The sequence below is a fragment of the Mycolicibacterium arabiense genome (genome assembly GCF_010731815.2).
Lineage (GTDB): Bacteria > Actinomycetota > Actinomycetes > Mycobacteriales > Mycobacteriaceae > Mycobacterium > Mycobacterium arabiense.
In genome coordinates this window covers 1,223,187-1,243,336 of record NZ_AP022593.1, presented here as the reverse complement: position 1 = coordinate 1,243,336, position 20,150 = coordinate 1,223,187, and the positions used below count along the sequence as shown (strand labels likewise).

The window sequence follows — 20,150 nt, the reverse complement described above, 5'->3', positions numbered from 1 at the left end:
CCGGGCGAGCCTCCGGGTATGTGCCGTCTGAGCCACTTCATAGCCAGAATCCGGCCGTCGCGCACGAGATAGTCGCCCGGTAGGGAGCGCGAACCTCGACCAAGTGCGTATATCGTGGACGAGAACCGATCACGCCCGTCGAAGCGATGAATGCCATCTTCTTTGCTGTCTGGGATGATCGGAGACGTGCCGGGGGGAACCGTCATCCGTACCGAGGATTCGCATGCAGTGGACGCGCTGCTGGCGGCCGCGTCCGTGGGTCCCTGCGCGTTGGTCATCGGCGGCGAACCCGGCATCGGCAAGACCACGCTGTGGGCCGAGGCGGTGGAGCTGGCCCGCGCGAAGGGTCATCGCGTGTTGACGGCGCGCTCGGGTGAGGCCGAATCGGTGCTCGCCTACGCCGCGGTCGCCGATCTGCTCGCCGACGTCGAGGACCGGGTGCTCGATCAGCTGCCCGAGTTGCAGCGCCTGGCCGTCGACCGCGTGCTGTTGCGGGCCGACGGCGACGGACCGCCCACCGACCAGCGCGTCACCGCCGCGGCCCTGGTGTCGATCGTGTGGACGTTGGCCGCCTCCAGTCCCGTCCTCGTGGCGATCGACGACGCACAGTGGCTGGACTCGTCGAGCCAGTCGGTGCTCGACCTCGCCATGCGCAAGATGACCTGGCGGGTCGGTGTCGTGCTCACCGAGCGCACGCCGTCGGACGACGCAGTGGCCGCCCCCTGGCTGACGATGAGCGTGCCAGGGGCAGTGCGCCGCATCCGCGTGCGTCCGATGTCGCCCGCGGCACTACAGACCATGATCCAGGCCAGGTTCGGCCGCGCGCCCTCGCGCTCGACGCTGCTCCGCATCTCCGAGGCATCGCGCGGAAATCCCTTCTTCGCACTGGAGCTGGCGCGGGCGGTCGACGGGCAGTCGATCGGCGGCGAGCCCGTGCTGCCCGGCACGCTCGCCGACCTGATGCAGTTGCGCACCGGGCACTTCGGCGAAGCCGTCCGCGACATGCTGCTGGCCGCGGCATGCGTCGCCGATCCCACGGTCGGGCTGCTGGCCGAGGCGACCGGATCGACGACGCAGCGCGTTCTGGAGCTGCTCGACCAACCCGGCCGCGAGGGCATCGTCGTCGTCGACGACGACCGGGTGCGGTTCACGCACCCGTTGCTGGCCCGTGGCATCTACACCCAGGCGGGGCCGGCACGGCGCCGCCGCATGCACCGCGCGTTGGCCGCCGTGGAGTCGCAGCCCGAACTGAGGGCGCGGCACATGGCGCTCGGTGCGGCCAGCGCCGACTCCGAGACCCTCCGCGCGCTCGACACCGCGGCGGACTCCGCGAGTGCCCGCGGTGCCGTGGCCGCGGCAGCCGAACTGATGGAACTGGCGATCACGCTGGGCGGCGACACGTTCACCCGCCGGCTGCGGGCTGCGACGTACGCGCTGCAGTCGGGTGACGCGCATCGCTCTCGCGCGCTGCTGAAGCCCGTCGCCGCGGCCATGCCATCCGGTGCGCAACGGGCATCGGCCCGCCTCGTGCTGGCCGACACCTGGCTTTACGACAACAGCTTCGTCGAGGCGGTGGATCTGCTGACCTCAGCGGAGGCCGACGCCGCGGCGGCACCCGAACTCCTGGTCCAGACGTACCTGCGCTCGACGCTGGTCCACACGATGACGGGCCGCTTCGCCGAGGGCCTGCGCTACGCCGATCTGGCGGTCGCCGAGGCGGAACGCCTCGCCGTGCCTGCCCTGCTCAGCCAGGCCCTGACGGCGCGAGTGTCGGTGGCGACGGGCGTAGGGCTGGGCCGCGACGAAGCGGCACTGCAGCGGGCTTTGGAGCTGGAAGACCCGGAGGCCGACGTACCGGTCGCCTTCCGGGCGCGCGCAGCCGACGCGGTGACCCTGGCGTGGCTGGGACGGCTGGAGGAAGCCCGCACGAAGCTGCTCGCGATGCGCCGGCAGTGCATCGACCGTGGGTCGGACGCCGACCTCGTGCACGTGTCGCGCCACCTCGTCATGGCCGACGTCTGGCTCGCGCGGTACGGCGCGGCCGAGGTGGTCGCCGACGACATGGTGCGGCGCGCCGAGCAGCTGGGCAGCGACCACGCGATCGCCCAGGGACGCGCACAACGCGCCATGGTGTGGGCGTATCAGGGCCGAGAAGGCCCCGCCCGCAACGAGTCCGACGCCGCCATCGAGGCGGCGAAGCGGTGCGGGGTGCCGTCGCTGGCGAGAGGCCCCCGGTTCACGCTCGGCTTCCTGGAGGTCTCCCGGGGCGCCTACGACGAGGCTCTGGTCGTGCTCGAACCGCTACTGGCCGCGTTCACGCCGGGGCAGGGGACCGAGATCGTGTCGTCCTGGCATCTGCCCGACGCGGTCGAGGCGATGGTCAACCTCGGCCGGCTCGAGGACGCGGAACCGCTCGTCGTGGCGCTCGAGCGCAACGGCGCCGAACTCGACCGGCCCTGGATGCTGGCGGTCGGCGCGCGATGCCGGGCGATGCTGCAGGCGGCGCGCGGGGATCTCGAGGCCGCCGAGGCATCGGTCGCGCGGGCCATGACTGCGCACGACCGGCTGCCCATGCCCTTCGAGCGGGCCCGCACGACGCTGTTCGCCGGGCAGCTGGCACGCAGGCGACGCCGCAAACAGGTGGCCTCGCAGACCCTGACCTCGGCGATGCGGGCGTTCGGAGCGATTGGGACGCCACTGTGGGAGGAGCGGGCCCGCACCGAACTGGCGCGGGTCACCGTGACGAGGGGTCGTGCGTCGAGCCTCACGCCGTCGGAGGCCAGCGTCGCGCGGCTGGCGGCGGCGGGACGATCCAACCGGGACATCGCCGCCGCGCTGTTCATCACGCCGAAGACCGTCGAGCACAACCTCACCCGGGTGTACCGCAAGCTCGGCATCCGGGCGCGTGCGGAACTCGCCAGGCACGCCGATGCCTTCGGGGACGACTGACGTCAGCCCAGCGGGATGTCGATCCCGGCTGCCAGCGCGGCGCCGACCTCGGCCGCCATCGCGGCGCCGACGATGCCCGCGGAGTTCTGCAGCGTGGCCGCCACCACCGGGGTCCGGTTCTTCAGCAGCGGGATCCACTTGTCGGCCTTGCGGCTGATGCCGCCGCCCGCGATGAACAGGTCGGGCCAGATCGCATTCTCGATGACCATGAGAACCCTGGTGACCTCCTGCGTCCAGCGCTCGTAGGTCCACTCCTTGCGGTCCTTGACCGACGAGGCGGCGCGGTGCTCGGCTTCCTTGCCGCTGACCTCGAGGTGGCCGAACTCGGTGTTGGGCAACAGCTTTCCGTCGTGGATGACTGCGGAGCCGATGCCGGTGCCGAAGGTCAGCAGGACGATCACGCCGGTGTTGTCGCGGCCGGCGCCGAACTTCTCCTCGGCGAGGCCCGCGGCGTCGGCGTCGTTGAGCACCGTCACCTGTTGCCCGCCTAGTTCGGCCGAGATGACGTCGCGGGCGTTCACGCCGATCCAGCCCTTGTCGACGTTCGCCGCGGTGCGCACGATGCCGTTGGTGACCACACCGGGGTAGGTGACGCCCAGGGGGCCGGTCCAGTCGAACTCCCGGACCACCGCGGCGACGGTCTTGGCCACGGCGTCCGGGGTCGACGGCTGCGGGGTCGCGAGCTTGAAGCGCTCGCCGACCAGCTCGCCGGTGTCGAGGTCGACGATGCCGCCCTTGACGCCGCTGCCGCCGACGTCGACGCCGAACCCGCGGCGTTGCGGCGCGGCGGTCCCGGGATCCGGGGCCGGTGTGTCGCTGGCGGTCATGAGCACTCCTCTTCGAGAGGTCGGCGGTGAGACGCGAACCACAACACTAGTGGGTGGGCAATTCGCATGTCGGGCTGCTGCGCAAGCAGATCCGGTTTTGTGCTGCGATGTGTGGGTGACCGACAACGACCTCGACCCGATCGCCCTGCGCACAGTCGCCGAAGACCTCGCCACCGAAGCCGCGGACTACGTGCGTCGTCGGCGCCTCGAGGTGTTCGGCGACGATGCCACCGCGAGCGGTTCGGCGGTGCGATCGAAGTCGACGCCCACCGACCCGGTGACGATCGTCGACACCGAGACCGAGCGGCTGCTGCGCGAGCGGCTGGACGTGGTGCGGCCGGGGGACGCGGTGCTCGGCGAGGAGGAGGGCGGCTCGGCGATCGGCGAGCCGGGCCGTCCGGTGTGGGTGCTCGACCCGATCGACGGCACGGTCAACTTCCTCTACGGCATCGAGTCCTACGCCGTCTCGGTCGGCGTCCAGATCGACGGCGTGTCGGTGGCCGGCGCGGTCGCCAACGTCGCGACGGGCGAGGTGTTCTCCGCCGCGCGCGGTCATGGCGCCCGGGTGCGCCGCGACGGGGTCACGACGGTCCTGCGGTGTACGGCCGTCGACGACCTGTCCCTGGCGCTGGTCGGCACCGGCTTCGCCTACGACGAGGACCGGCGCGAGGAGCAGGCGCGGGTGCTGACGCGGTTGGTGACCGTCGTGCGCGACGTGCGGCGGATCGGGTCGTGCGCGCTGGACCTGTGCATGGTCGCGGCGGGTCGTCTCGACGGTTACTACGAGGACGGCGTGCACGTGTGGGACTGGGCGGCGGGCGCGCTGGTGGCGGCCGAGGCCGGCGCGGTGCTCGACCTGCCCGAGGTCGGTGGCGACGACGAATTCATCGTCGCGGCGGCACCGGGCATCGCGGGTCGGCTGTCGGAGGCGTTGCGGACCGCGGGTGCGCCGGTGCGCTGACCGTCGCCGCGGGCGCGGTCAGCAGGCCGCGCCGTGGATCTTGCTCAGCAGCGCCGGATCCGGTGGCTGCGTGGCGTCCGGGCGCAGGCTCTCGAGCATCGCGTCGGTGTCGTCGTTGTGGCTGAGTTCGGTGTACTCCGTGCCGATCGCGAAGTCGACGGTGTCGTCGCCACGCTGATCCTGGTACAGCTCGGTGCAGGGAGCCACCAGCCAGACCGCCGCCGCGGCAGCGCGCCCGGCAGGCCCGAACCGGATCTGTCCCTGGCATGCGAGGCGGACCTCGGCGTAGACGGGGTCGTTGGCCGCGTTCGGCTGGGCGAAGCCGAGATCGCGCAGGGCTCCGGCGACCTCGGCGGCCTGCCCGCCCTGGCCGCTGGCGTTCAGGACGTTGATCTTGGTGTCGACGAGCTTCGCGGGCACGACGTCGGACATGTCGGAGACCGGAACGCGTTCGCCAAGGGTGGGCTGATCGGCGGCGCCGGTGCCGGGAGGCGGGGCGTTGCACGCCAGCGCCTGCTGCACTTCCGACGGCCGGTTGAACGCGATCAACCAGACGACGAGGGCCACCACGGCGAGCACCGCGAGCATGGCCAGACCGGGCACGTAGTTGCGCCGACGGAACGGCCTGCCGTGCTTGTCGAAAGCCGTTCCTGGGGTGATGTACGCGACCACCCCTGCACCTTAGAGGCTCGTCAACCCGCCGGTCGCCACTCGCGCACCGGCACTGTGATGCAAATCACATCCAATCCGAACGGCCTCCGGGCACGAATCATTTGGCGGAAGCGTTCTGCGCTGGTACAAAGCTCTGTCGCAACAGTACGTAGGGGAATGAGGTAAATGGCTACCGACTATGACGCCCCACGGCGCACCGAGACCGATGACGTCTCGGAGGATTCGCTCGAGGAATTGAAGGCCCGGCGCAACGAAGCACAGTCCGCAGCAGTGGACGTCGACGAGGTGGAGACCGCCGAGTCGTTCGAATTGCCCGGCGCTGACTTGTCGGGCGAGGAGCTGTCGGTACGCGTCGTCCCCAAGCAGGCCGACGAATTCACGTGCTCCAGCTGCTTCCTCGTGCATCACCGCAGCCGTCTGGCAAGTGAGAAGAACGGGCAGCTGATCTGCACCGACTGCGCTGCCTGAACGGCGCAGTGTCAGGCGGTCAGTGCCGCCAGCAGAAGTTCCGGACGCCGGGAGCTGATCAGCCAGTACGGCGTGGGATCGTCCGCATCGTCGAGTACGACCAGCACCATCGGCCCTATCCACGGCCGGTGCACCACGAACGCCGCGGGGTCGAGTTGTCGACCGAGCGCGGCGGACTTCGCGGTCTTGGGAACCTCGGCGCTGCGGGCGATCACGCTCACCGGGAGGTGCGCGTCACCGACCCACAACTCCGCGACGCCGCTCGCGCTGCCCTCCACGACGCGCACGTCGACGCGGCCCAGCCAGGTCAGCGTCGCCGCGGCGACCAGACCGAGCACTGCGAACGCCGCCCACATCGGGACGGCCTCGATGCCGAGGTTGATCTCGAACGCCAGCAGCGCCGCCAGCCCGAGTCCGGGCAGCCACCACCACCACGGCACCCGCAAGCGCTCGCGGTAGCGCACGGATTGGGCGGTCGCACGCGTGTCGGACACGAAGCCAAGAGTAATCTCGTGCAACGTGTCCTCCTCTCTGCCGGTCGTGCGGCTCGATCGTGAGTTGCCCATGCCCGCACGCGCCCACGACGGCGATGCGGGGGTCGACCTGTACAGCGCGGTCGACGTCCTCCTGCCGCCCGGCGAGCGCGCGCTCGTGGCCACCGGTGTTGCAGTCGCGATCCCGCACGGGATGGTCGGTCTCGTCCACCCGCGGTCCGGTCTGGCGAACCGGGTGGGCCTGTCGATCGTCAACAGTCCCGGCACGATCGACGCCGGATACCGCGGCGAGATCAAGGTCTCGCTCATCAACCTCGACCCGAGCCAGCCGATCGCGATCAAGCGTGGAGATCGGATCGCGCAGTTGTTGGTTCAGCGGGTCGAACTTCCCGAACTGGTCGAGGTTGCCTCGTTCGACGAGGCAGGCTTGGCACACACCACCCGTGGCGCAGGCGGCCACGGTTCCTCCGGCGGACACGAGAGTTTGTAATGGCACTGGGTAGGCGCAAGGGCGTTAAGGACGAGGACGACGCTGGTCGTACACCGGAGGTCGCCGATCCGCCGCAGCAGGACGACGCCGACGACCTCGAGGGTCCGTTCGACATCGGGGACTTCGACGACCCGGCCGTGGCGGTGGTGGGGCGGCACGATCTCGGTTCGGTCCTGCTGCCGGAGAACGAGACCGCCGAACTCGTCTTCGAGGTCAACCAGCAGGGCGTGCCGTCCGCGGTGTGGATGGTGACGCCGAACGGCCGGTACAACATCACCGCGTGGGCGGCTCCGAAGACCGGCGGGCTGTGGCGCGAGGTCGTCACCGAGATCGCCGACTCGTTGCGCAACGACAACGCCCAGGTGAGCATCGTGGACGGGCCGTGGGGCCGCGAGGTCGTCGGTGTGGTGACCAACGGTCCGGAGCCGGTCGTGATGCGGTTCATCGGCATCGACGGCTACCGGTGGATGGTCCGCGGCGCGGCGATCGGGCCACCCCAGCTCGCCGACGCCATCGCGGCCGAGACGCGAAAGGCGCTGGCCGACACGGTCATTCGTCGTGGTGACACGCCGCAGCCGGTACGCGCCATGCTGCCGCTGCAGCTGTCGGAGTCGCTGGTGGAACGGCTGCGCGCCCGCGCCCAGCAGATGGTGGCCGATCAGGCGCAGCAGCAGACCGCACCCCAGGCGCCGCAGGCTCCCGAGACGTCCGCACCCGTGGCTCGCCGCAGCGAGCAGGGGTCGGCCATGCAGCAACTGCGCACGATCACCGGCGGCTAGCTCGCGTCGAGCAGTGCGGTCACGCACGCGTCGCCGAGGACGGTCGGGTCGGCGCCCATCGCGTCCAACGTGACGGTGCGCAGCGCCGAGCGCGGCGCCGCCGACACCCATTCCAGTGCCACCTCGACCGGGTGCACGGCATCGTCGGTCGCGGCGGCCACGCCCATCGGCACGGCCAGCGCCTCCAGTTCGACGCTCGTCGGCGCGACGAACGCCGCGGCCGCGAGCATCGCGTCGGGCAGGCCCGGCCACTGTCCGGCCCACGAACGGGTCAGTTCCGCGGCAAGCCAGGCCGGGCTCGATTCCCGCATGCCGGCGATCGTGGCGCCCAGGCCGTCGCGCAGCAGCAGTTCCGCGGTGTGCCGGGCGGTGAGCGCTGCGGGTGCGCCCTCTGGCGAGCCGGTCCACGCCGGCAGCGCCGCCAGCACGCCGAGCGTCGAAGCGGGATGCCGCAGCGCCCACGCGACGGCGACCGCAGCCCCGATCGACACCCCGCCGACCAGGATCGGACCGCTGCGGGCCGCCTCGTCGAGGTCGTCGACGTACCCGTCGAGGAGCCGATCCGGCCGGGGTGGCGGCGTCACGACCGACACGCCCAACCCGTGCAGTGTGGGGGAGAACACACGGTGCACGTAGTCGTCGTCGGAGCCGGTGCCCGGCAGCAGGACTGCGGTCACACCGTGCAGGTTCAGGGCCATCGTTCGATGGTGCCGTGCGCGGCCGAATCGGCGTGTCCGCAACGCCCGGGGACGACGTGGCGCATCGGAACCAAGAGGTCTACCGTGGCGTTGGTTAGGGAGAATCCACGGTGGATTCGCCACAGCGGTCAGGAGAGACCATGGCCACGGCCGAAGGTTATCTGCGTCGGCTCACCCGTCGGCTGACGGAGGACCCTGAACGACTCGACGTCGACGAACTCACGGACGAGGCCGACTGCACCGGCGCCCAGAAGGCGATCGACTGTCGTCGCGGTCAGGAAGTGACGATGGTCGGCACCCTGCGGTGCGTCGAGACGGCGTCCAAGGGCTGCGCGGGCGGCGTCCGTGCCGAGCTGTTCGACGGCACCGACTCGGTCATGCTGGTGTGGCTCGGACAGCGCCGCATCCCCGGCATCGACTCCGGGCGCACCCTACGGGTGCACGGTCGCCTCGGCACGCTGGAGAACGGCAGCAAGGCGATCTACAACCCGCACTACGAGATCCAGAAGTGACGGACCCCGACAAGGGAATCGACGACGCGAACGCGGCCGACGAGCCGGACCAGCACGAATCGAAACTGAGCGCGCAAGCCGTCCTGGAGCAGATGGGCGGCATCAGCGGGCTCATCTACTCCTCGCTGCCCGTGCTGGTCTTCGTGCCGGTGTCGTCGCTGTTCGGTCTGATGCCCGCGATCTACGCCGCTCTCGGAGTTGCCACGCTCATCCTCGTCTGGCGGCTGATCCGGCACGAGTCGCTGCAACCGGCGGTGTCCGGGTTCTTCGCCGTCGGGGTCAGCGCACTTGTGGCCTACGTCGTCGGCGAGTCGAAGGGCTACTTCCTCCTCGGCATCTGGTCATCGCTGGTGTACGCGGGGTTGTTCACGCTGTCGGTGGTGATCCGCAGGCCGCTGGTCGGCTACGTGTGGGGCTGGGCCAACGGGCGTGACCGCGCCTGGCGGCGCGTGCGCAGGGCGGTGCTGGCCTTCGACGTCGCGACGCTGTTCTGGGCCGGTGTGTTCGCCGCCCGCTTCATCGTGCAGAACCACCTCTACGACGAGGATCAGACCGGTCTGCTCGGCGTCGCCCGCATCGCGATGGGGTGGCCGCTGACGGCGGTGGCCGCACTGGTCACCTACTTCGCGATCCGTACCGCGCAGCGGGCGCTGCGCGAGCACGCCGAGGACCCTGACGCGCCGGAGTCCGCACCGAGCCCGCAGGAGCCCTCGAGGGCGACGCACACCGACTGACGGACGCTCGATGCCACGGACTGCTGCGGCCGACCGGTCGGTGATCGCCGTCGCGGTGCTCGCGTCCTTCGTGGCTTTCCTCGACGGGTCGGTGGTCAACCTCGCGCTGCCCGCCATCTCGACGGACCTGGGCGGCGGGCTGGCGCTCCAGCAGTGGGTCGTCGACGGCTACCTGCTCGCCCTCGGCGCACTCATCCTGGTGGCCGGCGCCATCTCGGACGAATACGGCCGACTGCGCGTGCTGCGCCTCGGGCTGGCGGTGTTCGCCGTCGCATCGCTGCTGTGTGCCGTGGCGCCGACCGGTTGGATCCTGGTCGCCGCGCGGTGCCTGCAGGGCGTCGGCGCCGCGTTCCTGGTACCGAGTTCGCTGGCGATGATCAACGCCCGATTCAGCGGCGCCGCGCAGGCCAGGGCCATCGGCACCTGGACGGCGTGGACGGGCACGGCGTTCGTCGTCGGCCCGCCACTGGGTGGCCTGCAGGTCGACGCGTTGAACTGGCGCTGGGTGTTCGGGATCAACCTGCTCCCGCTGGCGGTGACGCTGTACCTGACCACCCGACTGCCCGCCGAGGACGCCCACACCGGTGCCCGGCGGGGCATCGACGTGGTGGGCGCGACGCTGGCCGCGGTCGGTCTGGCGGCCACGGTGTTCGCGCTCATCGAATGGCAGCGCCTCGGCCCCGCCCACCCCGCGGTCTACTTGGCGCTGGTCGCAGGCGTCGCGTGCCTGGCCGCATTCCCCTGGTGGGAGAGCCGTACGCGCAACCCGATGATGCCGCTGGGCCTGTTCGCCGTGCGCAACTTCGCGGTTGGCAACCTCGCCACGGTGTTCCTGTATGCCGCGGTGTCGCTCGGGACCCTGATCGTGCCGATCTTCCTGCAGGAGACGGTCGGCATGTCGGCGTCGATGGCGGGCCTGGCCACCCTGCCCATCCCCGTGCTGTCGTTCTTCCTCGCCCCACGGTTCGGAGCGCTGGCGGGCAGGCACGGCCCCCGGCTCTACATGGGCCTCGGTCCGCTGCTCGCCGCGGCGAGCTTTCTCCTGATGTACACGGCGTCCGAACCGTTCGACTTCTGGACGCAGATGCTGCCCGGCCTGCTGGTGTTCGGGGTCGGGCTGTCGGTCACCGTCTCGCCGCTGACCGCCGCGGTGCTTGCCGCCGTGGAACCGGAGCAGAGCGGGATCGGGTCGGCGGTGAACAACGCCGTATCGCGCGTCGCCGGTCTGATCGCGGTGGCGTTCATGGGCGTGATCATCGGCGGTGAAAGCGCCTCGGGCGCAATGGACTTCGCGGGATTCCGCAACGCCGCGCTGGCGGTGGCGATCCTCTTCGCGGTGGCGGGCGTGGTGTCGGCGGTCGGCATCCGCAACGGCGTCGGTGAGCTTCGGACCGTCACGGCCGGGGCCACCGCGCCCTGCCACGACCGGGCCACGCCACCTCCGGCACCGACGGTGCGCGAGCGCCGCTAGGGCGAGTGCAGGATCAGCTCGCGGAGCCGGTCCTCGACCTCGGCGACGGCGACGAACAGCAACTCGTCGCCGCCTTCGAGTGGCTCGTCGTCCTCGGGCACGATCACCCGCGAGCCGCGCAGGATCGTCACCAGGGACGCATCGCGGGGCAGGTCGAGGCGCTTGACGGCCTTGCCGCCCCACGGGGTGTCGTCGGGCAGCGTGATCTCGACCAGGTTGGCCTGGCCCTTGCGGAAGCTCATCAGCCGCACGAGGTCGCCGACGGACACCGCCTCCTCGACCAGGGACGCGAGCATGCGCGGTGTCGACACCGCGACGTCGACGCCCCAGTTCTCGTCGAACAACCACTCGTTGCGGGGGTCGTTGACGCGGGCCACCACGCGCGGCACCGCGAACTCAGTCTTGGCCAGCAGGCTCAGCACGACGTTCGCCTTGTCGTCGCCTGTGGCGGCAATGACGACGTCGAACTCCTCCAGTCCCACGGACTCGAGCAGGCTCAGCTCGCACGCGTCGCCGAGGCGCCACTGTGCGGCGGGGATGGCGTCGACGTCGAGGTGGTCGGGATTGCGTTCCAGCAGCGTGACGGTGTGGTTCTCGACGAGTTCGCGGGCGATGGATCGGCCGACGGCGCCGGCTCCTGCGATGGCGACCTTCACTGGGTGCTCACCTGGCCCTTCACTGGTCGTCCACGTCTTCGGCGGGAGGCAGGGCGGACAGTGCCATGGCCTCGGCGATGTGACCGGAGACCGCGGCCAGGTACACCTGGTCGCCGGCCTGGATGACGGTCTTGGCCTCGGGCAGCATCCCGCTGCCGAAGCGGATGATGAACGCGACCCGGCCTCGCGTCGCGTTCTCCAGCGCGGTCACCCGGTGGCCTGCCCAGCCCTCGTGCAGCGGCAGTTCGGCGACGCCCACGTTGCCCGACGGGTCGCGCCACTTCGTGGTCTCGGTCTCGCGGGTCAGCACGTTGAGCAGTCGGTCGGTCGTCCACGGCACGGTCGCCACGGTCGGGATGCCGAGCCGTTCGTACACCGCGGCACGCTTGGCGTCGTAGATGCGCGCGACGACGCGTTCCACGCCGAACGTCTCGCGCGCGACGCGCGCCGAGATGATGTTGGAGTTGTCGCCCGAGGACACGGCAGCGAACGCGCCTGTCTCCTCGATCCCGGCCCGCAGCAGCACGTCGCGGTCGAAGCCCATGCCGAGCACGCGTTCGCCGGGGAACTCGGGGGAGAGGCGGTGGAACGCCGTGCCGTCCCGGTCGATGACGGCCACCTCGTGACCGATCCGGGCGAGCCCGTCGGCCAGCGATGCGCCCACTCGGCCGCACCCCATCACCACAACACGCACGCGTCGGTCCTCCCTGCGGTGGCCGTGACATCGATCGTCGCCAAAGCTGCAACACGGAACGCTACAGCTATTCGGACGTCCATCGTGGGTAGGCATACCCTTGGTCCTCGTGTCCAAGCTCTCGACCGTCGCGCGGCGACTGGTCCTAGGAACACCGTTCCGCAGCGACAAACTCGCACACACCCTGTTGCCCAAGCGCATCGCGCTTCCGGTGTTCGCCTCGGACGCGTTGTCGTCGGTCGCCTACGCGCCGGAGGAGATCTTCCTGGTGCTGTCGGTGGCGGGCGTCGCCGCGTACACGATGGCGCCGTGGATCGCCCTGGCCGTGGTCGCCGTGATGTTGATAGTGATCGCCAGTTACCGGCAGAACGTGCACGCCTACCCGTCGGGCGGCGGCGACTACGAGGTGGTGACCACCAATCTCGGCGGCACCGCGGGTCTCACGGTGGCCAGCGCCCTGATGGTCGACTACGTGCTGACGGTCGCGGTGTCGATGTCGTCTGCCATGTCGAACATCGGCTCGGCGGTCCCGTTCGTCGGGCAGCACAAGGTGTGGTTCGCGGTCGCGTTCATCCTGCTGCTGGCGGCGCTGAACCTGCGTGGCATCCGGGAGTCCGGTACGGCGTTCGCCATCCCCACGTATGCCTTCATGATCGGCATGTTCGTCATGCTCGGCTGGGGCTTCTTCCAGATCGAGATCCTCGGTGTGCCGCTGCAGGCCGAATCGGCCGGGTTCGAGATGCACTCGGAACACGGTGACATCGTCGGGTTCGCGCTGGTGTTCCTGGTGGCGCGGGCGTTCTCGTCCGGCTCGGCCGCCCTGACCGGCGTCGAGGCGATCAGCAATGGCGTGCCTGCGTTCCGCAAGCCGAAGTCCCGCAACGCCGCCAGCACCCTACTGCTGCTCGGCGGGATCTCGGTCACGTTGCTGATGGGAATCACTCTGCTGGCCAAGGAGACCGGCGTCCAGATCGCCGAGCGCCCCGAGGAACAACTCGTCGGGGCGCCGGACGGCTACCAGCAGAAGACGCTGATCGCGCAGCTCGCCGACGCGGTGTTCCACGACTTCCCGCTGGGCCTGTTCCTGATCGCCCTCGTCACGGCGCTCATCCTGGGGTTGGCGGCCAACACCGCCTTCAACGGGTTCCCGGTGCTGGGATCGATTCTGGCCCAGGACAGTTACCTGCCGCACCAGCTGCGCACCCGCGGTGACCGGCTCGCGTTCTCGAACGGCATCCTCTTCCTGGCGTTCGCGGCGATCGCGTTCGTGGTGGCGTTCCAGGCCGAGGTCACGGCGCTGCTGCAGCTGTACATCGTCGGGGTGTTCGTGTCGTTCACGTTCAGTCAGATCGGCATGGTGCGGCACTGGACGCGCCTGCTGCGGGTCGAGACAGACGCCGCCGAGCGCGCCAAGATGATGCGCTCGCGCGTGATCAACACGATCGGGTGCGTCTGCACGGGCACCGTCCTCGTCATCGTGGTCGTCACCAAGTTCGCGGCGGGGGCGTGGATCGCGATCCTGGTCATGAGCTTTTTCTTCGTCGTCATGAAGCTGGTGCACAAGCACTACGCCACCGTGCAGCGCGAGCTGGCCGAGGCCGACGCCGAGGCCGGTGACGACGTGGTGCTGCCCAGCCGCAACCACGCGATCGTGCTGGTGTCCAACGTCACGCTGCCCACCAAGCGCGCGCTGGCCTACGCCCGCGCCACCCGGCCCGACGAACTCGAGGCCATCCACGTCAGCATCGACGACGCGGAGGCGCGTGAGCTGAAGACCAAGTGGGAGGGCTCGGACTTCTCGCTGCCGCTGAAGATCGTGGCGTCGCCGTACCGCGACATCACCCGTCCGGTGATGGACTACGTCAAGCGCATCACCAAGGACGCGCCGCGCACCGTCGTCACGGTCTTCATCCCCGAGTACGTCGTCGGCCACTGGTGGGAACAGGTGCTGCACAACCAGAGTGCCCTGCGGCTCAAGGGCCGCCTCCTCTTCGAACCCCAAGTGATGGTGACGTCGGTGCCCTATCAGCTCAACTCGTCGGAGCGACTGAAGAACCTCGAGCCCAAGTCGGCTCCTGGTGATGCGCGACGCGGGTTCCTCGAATGAGCGAGACCGAACTCGAGTTGACCGTGGGGCCCGCGGCCAACGGCGGCAGTTGCATCGCGCGCCATGACGGCCGGGTGGTGTTCGTGCGCGGCGCGCTGCCCGACGAGCGGGTACGGGTGCTGGTCACCGACCAGCGGGCGAAGCACTGGCATGCGGTCACGGTCGAGGTCCTCGAGGCCTCGCCTGACCGGGTGGAGTCACTGTGCCGCATCGCCGGTGCACACGGTTCCGGGTGTTGCGACCTGGCGTTCGCCGAGCCCTGGGCCGCGCGGCGGCTCAAGGGCGGGGTGGTGGCCAACCAGTTGGCGCGCCTCGGTGGTTTCGAGTGGTCCGGCGAGGCCGAGGCGCTCGACGACCTCGGCGCCACCGGCTGGCGGACGCGGGTGCGACTGGCCACCACCGACGACGGCCACGCCGGGTTCCATCGCTACCACAGCGCCGACCTGGTCACCGACCTCGACTGCGGGCAGTTGCCCGAGGGCATGCTGGACGGTCTCGACGGGTCGCGGTGGCCGGCGGGCGCCGAGATCCACGTCGCGCTCGACGACGACGGCAGGCGCCACGTCGTGCAGACCGGGCCCAAGACCGGCGGGCGCGGCGGCAAGAAGAACCGCGGCACGTCGTCGCCGACCCAGGTGATCGAGGGGCAGTACGAAGCGACCCAGCGGGTGGGCGGCAGGACCTGGCACGTACCGGTGACCGCGTTCTGGCAGGCGCATCGAAGCGCGGCCACGCTCTACAGCGATCTGATCGCCCAGCACGCCCGGCTGGAGCCGGGCATGACGGCATGGGACCTGTACGGCGGCGCCGGGGTGTTCGCGGCCGTGCTGGCCGACGCCGTCGGCGAGACGGGCCGGGTGGTCACCGTGGACACCTCGCGCGGGTCGGCGCGGGCTGCGCGCGCGACCTTGGCCGACCTGGGCTGGGTGTCGGTGGTGACGGAGTCGGTCCGGCGTGCGCTGTCGGCGCAGCCCGAGCGCGCCGACGTGGCGGTACTCGACCCGCCGCGCGCGGGTGCCGGTCGCGAGGTCATCGATCTGCTCGCCGCGGCCGCCGTACCGCGCGTCATCCACATCGGTTGCGAGGCAGCATCTTTCGCACGCGACGTGGGGCTGTACCTGGGCCACGGCTACACCGTGGAGGAGCTGCGGGTGTTCGACTCGTTCCCGCTCACCCATCACGTCGAGTGCGTGGCGGTGCTGCGCCGCGACTGAGGCTCAGGCCTCGTTGCGCCGCTGGTACACGTCGGGGATGCCGTCGAGGTCGGCGTCCTGGGACTCCTCGGCGCAGATCGCACGGTAGTGCCGGTTGCGCATCCGCAGCACGACGGCCGCCAGCAGCGCCGCGGTGATCGACCCCGTCAGCACGCCGATCTTGACGTGCTCGCCGCGATCGGAGTCCGGGCCATAGGCCAGTTCGCCGATCAGCAGCGACACCGTGAAGCCGATGCCTGCGAGCATGGCCATCCCGAACACGTCGATCCACTTCAGGGCGCTGTCGAGTGACGCGCGCGTGACGGCCGCGAGGATGCGTGTGGTGCCGAAAATGCCGATCACCTTGCCCACGACCAAACCGACGACGATGCCGAGTGCAACCGGGTCGGCCAGTGCCGCGGTGAAGCCGCTCAGACCGCCGACCGTCACGCCGGCGGCGAAGAACGCGAACACCGGCACGGCGAAGCCCGCGGACACCGGGCGGATGAGGTGCTCGAAGTGCTCGGCCAGACCGGGCCCCGCGTCGGGCCCGCCCGCGGCCTGACTGCGCAGCACCGGCACCGTGAAGCCGAGCAGCACGCCGGCCACCGTGGCGTGGATGCCCGACTCGTGCACCAGCGCCCACGTCGCCAGCGCGAGCGGCAGCAGCAGCCACAGTGAGCGGACGCGACGCTGCACCAACACCGCGAACAGCGCCAGCGGGATGACGGCCAAGCCGAGCGCGACCAGGTTGATGTCGTCGGTGTAGAAGATCGCGATCACCGTGATGGCGAGCAGGTCGTCGACCACGGCCAGGGTCAGGAGGAACGTGCGCAGCGCGGCGGGCAGGTGGGTCGAGATGACGGCCAGCACGGCGACCGCGAACGCGATGTCAGTGGCGGTGGGAATGGCCCAACCGCTCATCGCACCGTCGCCGACGGGTGCGGTGAAGGCGACGAAGATCAGCGCCGGAACGACCATGCCGCCCACGGCCGCCGCGATGGGCAGGGCGGCGCGCTTGGGGTCGCGTAGATCGCCCGCGACGAACTCGCGCTTGAGTTCGAGGCCGACCACGAAGAAGAAGATGGCCAGCAGTCCGTCGGCGGCCCAGGTGCCCAGGGTGAGGTTCAGGTGCAGGCCAAGGGAGTCGGTGCCGACTTGCAGGTCACGCAGCGCGGTGTACGACTCCGACCAGGGGGAGTTCGCCCACACCATCGCGACGACCGCCCCGAACAGCAGCAGCGCGCCGCCGACGGTCTCCTTGCGCAGGACCTCCGACACGCGGGACGTCTCGGCCCAGGAACCTCGGCTGAACAATGCTTGGGCGATTGGGCCACGGTCGTTGGCCAAGAGGAGCACCTCGAATCGGTGTAGGGGCACGGGCATGGCGAACCAACTTGCCGACCAGACTTCCCGGCGCACCTGGTAGAGGAGTCTATCGCTCGCCCGCGATGCTGACGTGACTGTGACGGCACCTCGGTGCGCGGGGCCGCCGAAGCCCGTGAATACGGCGTCGGGGCGACCCTCCAGTGTGTCTCATCACAGCCGTCAGGACAGGACTCGCTCCCGCCGGGGTGCGTAAACTGACGGGATGCTCGAACAGGTCCGAGGTCCCGCAGATCTGCAGCACCTGTCGCAGGCCCAGTTGGACGACCTCGCAATCGAGATCCGCGAGTTCCTGATCCACAAGGTCGCCGCGACCGGCGGACACCTGGGTCCGAACCTGGGCGTCGTCGAGTTGACGCTGGCACTGCACCGCGTCTTCGACTCGCCGCACGACCCCATCGTGTTCGACACGGGCCACCAGTCCTACGTCCACAAGATGCTGACCGGCCGGTGCGCCGACTTCGACAACCTCCGCATGAAGGACGGCCTGTCGGGATATCCGTCACGCAGCGAGAGCGAGCACGACTGGGTCGAGTCCAGCCACGCCAGCGCCGCGCTGTCCTACGCCGACGGCCTGGCCAAGGCCTTCGAGCTGAGCGGCCACCGCAACCGGCACGTCGTCGCGGTCGTCGGCGACGGCGCGCTGACCGGCGGCATGTGCTGGGAGGCGTTGAACAACATCGCGGGGTCGAACCGACCCGTCGTCATCGTCGTCAACGACAACGGCCGCAGCTACGCGCCGACCATCGGTGGTTTCGCCGATCACCTCGCCGGACTGCGGCTGCAGCCGGGCTACGAGAGGTTGCTCGAGCGGGGCCGCGAGACCGTGCGCGGTGTCCCGGTCGTCGGCGAGATCTTCTACCAGAGCATGCACAGCGTGAAGGCGGGCATCAAGGATGCGCTCGCGCCACAGGTGATGTTCACCGATCTCGGCCTCAAGTACGTCGGCCCGATCGACGGACACGACGAGCACGCCGTCGAGACCGCCCTGCGCAGCGCGCGCGGCTTCAACGGACCCGTGATCGTCCACGTCGTCACCCGCAAGGGGAAGGGCTACGGCCCCGCCGAGAACGACGAGGCCGAGCAGATGCACGCGACCGGCATCATCGACCCGCAGACCGGGCTCGCGACGTCGGTCGCCGCGCCCGGGTGGACCTCGGTGTTCTCCGACCAGCTGATCAAACGCGCGGCCAAGCGTCGCGACGTCGTCGCGATCACCGCCGCCATGCCCGGGCCGACGGGTCTGAGCGCCTTCCGCACGCAATACCCGGACCGCTTCTTCGACGTCGGCATCGCCGAGCAGCACGCGATGACCTCGGCAGCCGGGCTTGCGATGGGCGGCATGCACCCGGTGGTCGCGATCTACTCGACGTTCCTCAACCGCGCGTTCGATCAGTTGATGATGGACGTTGCGCTGCACCGGCTTCCGGTGACCCTCGTGCTGGACCGCGCCGGCGTCACCGGACCCGACGGGGCCAGCCACAACGGCATCTGGGACCTGTCGATCCTCGGCGTCGTTCCCGGGATGCGCGTCGCCGCGCCCCGCGACGCTGCCCGCCTGCGCGAGGAACTCGACGAGGCGCTCGACGTCAAGGACGGGCCCACCGCACTGCGGTTCCCCAAAGGCGCGGTCGGGGAGGACATCCCCGCCGTCGCACGCCGTGCCGGGGTCGACGTGCTCGCCGAACCCGCCGATGGCCTTTCCAGCGACGTGCTGCTGGTCGGGGTCGGGCCCTTCGCGTCGATGGCTCTGTCGGTCGCCGAACGCCTCCGCAAGCAGGGCATCGGCGTAACCGTCGTCGACCCCCGCTGGGTCCTGCCGGTGCCGCCAGTGGTGGTCGAGTTGGCCAAGGACCACGGTCTGGTCGTCACCCTCGAGGACAACGGCGTGCACGGCGGTGTGGGGTCGGCGGTGTCGTCGGCGCTGCGGCGCGCGGAGGTCGACGTGCCGTGCCGCGACGTCGCGATGCCGCAGGAGTTCCAGGACCATGCCTCGCGCGGCGAGGTGCTCACCGCCGTCGGTCTGACCGACCAGCACGTCGCCCGCCAGATCACCGGGTGGGTGGCAGCACTGCCGAGCCAGTCGAGCGAGTCCGAGGTCGGCGACCGCATCGACTAGTCGGCGCGGTTAGTCTCTCCTGACATGGACGCCGAACTCGAGCGCTGGAAGTCCGCAGGGCAGTACTTCGACTATCTCGGCTTCGACGTGTTCCACCGCGTCGACGGCCTGCCGCTCGGCGAGGGCCCGGTACTGCTGCTGATCCACGGCTACCCGTTCAACTCGTTCGACTGGGTCCGCATCTGGCCCACGCTGGTGCAGCGGTTCACCGTGATCGCCCCGGACATGCTGGGAATGGGGTTCTCGGACAAGCCGTCGATCTATCAGTACTCGGTGCACGACCACGCCGACGTGCACGAGGCGCTGCTGGCCCACCTCGGCGTCACCCGGTGTCACGTACTGGCCCACGACCTCGGCGACTCCGTTGCCCAAGAACTGCTGGCCCGGCACGAGTTCGGCGATTGGTCCTACGCCGCAGTCGAATTCGAGACGATCACCTGGCTCAACGGCGGCATGTTCAACGAGGCGTACACCCCGCGGCTGGTGCAGAAGCTGATGTCGCGCACCCCGCTGGGCGACGCATTCGCCCGTCTCCAGAACGGTCCGGTGATGCGTCGGGTCGTCGACCGCACCCTCGACGAACTGTTCGGCCCGAACACCCGGCCGACCGCGCACGAACTCGATCGGTTCCGCCAGATCCTCGAGTACAACGACGGGGGCGCGGTGACGCACAAGGTGGGTCGCTTCGTCGCCGACCGCTACCAGCACCGGAACCGATGGGTTCGTGCCATGCGTCAGACGGCCGTGCCGATGCGGCTGATCGACGGGCCCGCGGACCCGAACTCCGGCGCGCACATGGCCCGTCGGTACGCCGAGGTGATCCCGGACGCCGACGTGGTGATGCTGGCCGACGACATCGCGCACTGGCCGCAACTCGAGGCACCCGATGCGGTGCTGACGCACTTCCTGGCCCACGTCGATCGCGTTGCGGCAGAATGAC

The 20,150-nt window shown here is 70.1% G+C and carries 19 protein-coding genes; 12 read left to right on the top strand and 7 right to left on the bottom strand.

Features of this window, described 5'->3' with window-relative positions:
* Positions 1-186 precede the first annotated feature (186 nt).
* Positions 187-2,949, top strand: coding sequence for an AAA family ATPase (locus G6N61_RS07605; RefSeq protein WP_235887444.1), 2,763 nt, complete (start codon positions 187-189; stop codon positions 2,947-2,949).
* A 2-nt stretch (positions 2,950-2,951) separates the two neighbouring features.
* Here the strand turns inward: G6N61_RS07605 and ppgK are convergent, their stop codons facing one another.
* Entirely contained in the window at positions 2,952-3,776 is an 825-nt protein-coding gene (gene ppgK, locus G6N61_RS07600; protein ID WP_163917977.1) for a polyphosphate--glucose phosphotransferase, read from the bottom strand.
* Between the two features lie 115 nt (positions 3,777-3,891).
* Here ppgK and G6N61_RS07595 point away from each other — a divergent pair, with 115 nt between their 5' ends.
* Positions 3,892-4,737: an inositol monophosphatase family protein gene (locus tag G6N61_RS07595; RefSeq protein WP_163917976.1), complete on the top strand. Its 846-nt coding sequence runs from the start codon at positions 3,892-3,894 to the stop codon at positions 4,735-4,737.
* An 18-nt stretch (positions 4,738-4,755) separates the two neighbouring features.
* Here G6N61_RS07595 and cei read toward each other — a convergent pair whose 3' ends face one another.
* Positions 4,756-5,409 carry an envelope integrity protein Cei gene (gene cei / locus G6N61_RS07590; RefSeq protein ID WP_163917975.1) on the bottom strand — a complete coding sequence of 218 codons (654 nt, stop codon included), beginning with the start codon at positions 5,407-5,409 and terminating at the stop codon, positions 4,756-4,758.
* Between the two features lie 165 nt (positions 5,410-5,574).
* On the opposite strand from cei, the gene G6N61_RS07585 reads away from it, so the two are divergent.
* On the top strand, positions 5,575-5,877 hold the full coding sequence (locus tag G6N61_RS07585; RefSeq protein WP_163917974.1) for a DUF4193 domain-containing protein: 303 nt from the start codon (positions 5,575-5,577) through the stop codon (positions 5,875-5,877).
* An 11-nt stretch (positions 5,878-5,888) separates the two neighbouring features.
* Here G6N61_RS07585 and G6N61_RS07580 read toward each other — a convergent pair whose 3' ends face one another.
* A complete protein-coding gene (locus tag G6N61_RS07580) occupies positions 5,889-6,371 on the bottom strand; it encodes a DUF3093 domain-containing protein (protein WP_163917973.1) in 483 nt (160 codons plus the stop codon).
* Between the two features lie 25 nt (positions 6,372-6,396).
* Between G6N61_RS07580 and dut the strand changes: the two genes are divergently transcribed.
* Positions 6,397-6,861, top strand: coding sequence for a dUTP diphosphatase (gene dut / locus G6N61_RS07575; protein WP_163917972.1), 465 nt, complete (start codon positions 6,397-6,399; stop codon positions 6,859-6,861).
* Positions 6,861-7,640 (top strand): DUF3710 domain-containing protein, encoded by a 780-nt coding sequence (locus tag G6N61_RS07570; RefSeq protein WP_163917971.1) that lies wholly within the window; start codon positions 6,861-6,863, stop codon positions 7,638-7,640. The genes dut and G6N61_RS07570 overlap by 1 nt, the downstream gene beginning before the upstream one ends.
* Here G6N61_RS07570 and G6N61_RS07565 read toward each other — a convergent pair.
* A complete protein-coding gene (locus tag G6N61_RS07565; RefSeq protein ID WP_163917970.1) occupies positions 7,637-8,338 on the bottom strand; it encodes an alpha/beta fold hydrolase in 702 nt (233 codons plus the stop codon). The genes G6N61_RS07570 and G6N61_RS07565 overlap by 4 nt on opposite strands.
* 140 nt (positions 8,339-8,478) lie before the next feature.
* Between G6N61_RS07565 and G6N61_RS07560 the strand changes: the two genes are divergently transcribed.
* The 3 genes from G6N61_RS07560 (at position 8,479) to G6N61_RS07550 (ending at position 11,055) form a co-directional block, all read left to right on the top strand.
* On the top strand, positions 8,479-8,850 hold the full coding sequence (locus G6N61_RS07560; RefSeq protein ID WP_163917969.1) for an OB-fold nucleic acid binding domain-containing protein: 372 nt from the start codon (positions 8,479-8,481) through the stop codon (positions 8,848-8,850).
* A gap of 92 nt (positions 8,851-8,942) precedes the next feature.
* Entirely contained in the window at positions 8,943-9,584 is a 642-nt protein-coding gene (locus tag G6N61_RS07555; protein ID WP_163924658.1) for a DUF3159 domain-containing protein, read from the top strand.
* 10 nt (positions 9,585-9,594) lie between these two features.
* The gene (locus G6N61_RS07550; protein WP_163917968.1) at positions 9,595-11,055 is read left to right on the top strand and encodes an MFS transporter; all 1,461 of its coding nucleotides are present in this window, start codon (positions 9,595-9,597) and stop codon (positions 11,053-11,055) included.
* On the opposite strand, the gene G6N61_RS07545 is transcribed toward G6N61_RS07550, so the two are convergent.
* The gene (locus G6N61_RS07545) at positions 11,052-11,711 is read right to left on the bottom strand and encodes a potassium channel family protein (RefSeq protein WP_163917967.1); all 660 of its coding nucleotides are present in this window, start codon (positions 11,709-11,711) and stop codon (positions 11,052-11,054) included. The two genes, G6N61_RS07550 and G6N61_RS07545, sit on opposite strands and share 4 nt — an antisense overlap.
* Positions 11,712-11,730: 19 nt before the next feature.
* Positions 11,731-12,405, bottom strand: coding sequence for a potassium channel family protein (locus G6N61_RS07540; protein WP_179973583.1), 675 nt, complete (start codon positions 12,403-12,405; stop codon positions 11,731-11,733).
* Positions 12,406-12,514: 109 nt separating this feature from the next.
* Between G6N61_RS07540 and G6N61_RS07535 the strand changes: the two genes are divergently transcribed.
* Together G6N61_RS07535 and G6N61_RS07530 are read left to right on the top strand one after the other, a co-directional pair.
* Positions 12,515-14,512, top strand: coding sequence for an APC family permease (locus G6N61_RS07535; protein ID WP_163917966.1), 1,998 nt, complete (start codon positions 12,515-12,517; stop codon positions 14,510-14,512).
* Positions 14,509-15,726, top strand: a complete 1,218-nt coding sequence (locus tag G6N61_RS07530; RefSeq protein WP_163917965.1) for a class I SAM-dependent RNA methyltransferase — start codon at positions 14,509-14,511, stop codon at positions 15,724-15,726. The genes G6N61_RS07535 and G6N61_RS07530 overlap by 4 nt, the downstream gene beginning before the upstream one ends.
* 3 nt (positions 15,727-15,729) lie before the next feature.
* Here the strand turns inward: G6N61_RS07530 and nhaA are convergent, their stop codons facing one another.
* Positions 15,730-17,091, bottom strand: coding sequence for a Na+/H+ antiporter NhaA (nhaA, locus tag G6N61_RS07525; protein WP_163917964.1), 1,362 nt, complete (start codon positions 17,089-17,091; stop codon positions 15,730-15,732).
* A gap of 205 nt (positions 17,092-17,296) precedes the next feature.
* Between nhaA and dxs the strand changes: the two genes are divergently transcribed.
* Together dxs and G6N61_RS07515 are read left to right on the top strand one after the other, a co-directional pair.
* Positions 17,297-19,210 (top strand): 1-deoxy-D-xylulose-5-phosphate synthase, encoded by a 1,914-nt coding sequence (gene dxs, locus G6N61_RS07520; RefSeq protein WP_163917963.1) that lies wholly within the window; start codon positions 17,297-17,299, stop codon positions 19,208-19,210.
* A 24-nt stretch (positions 19,211-19,234) separates the two neighbouring features.
* Positions 19,235-20,149 (top strand): alpha/beta fold hydrolase, encoded by a 915-nt coding sequence (locus G6N61_RS07515; RefSeq protein WP_163917962.1) that lies wholly within the window; start codon positions 19,235-19,237, stop codon positions 20,147-20,149.
* Position 20,150 lies beyond the last annotated feature (1 nt).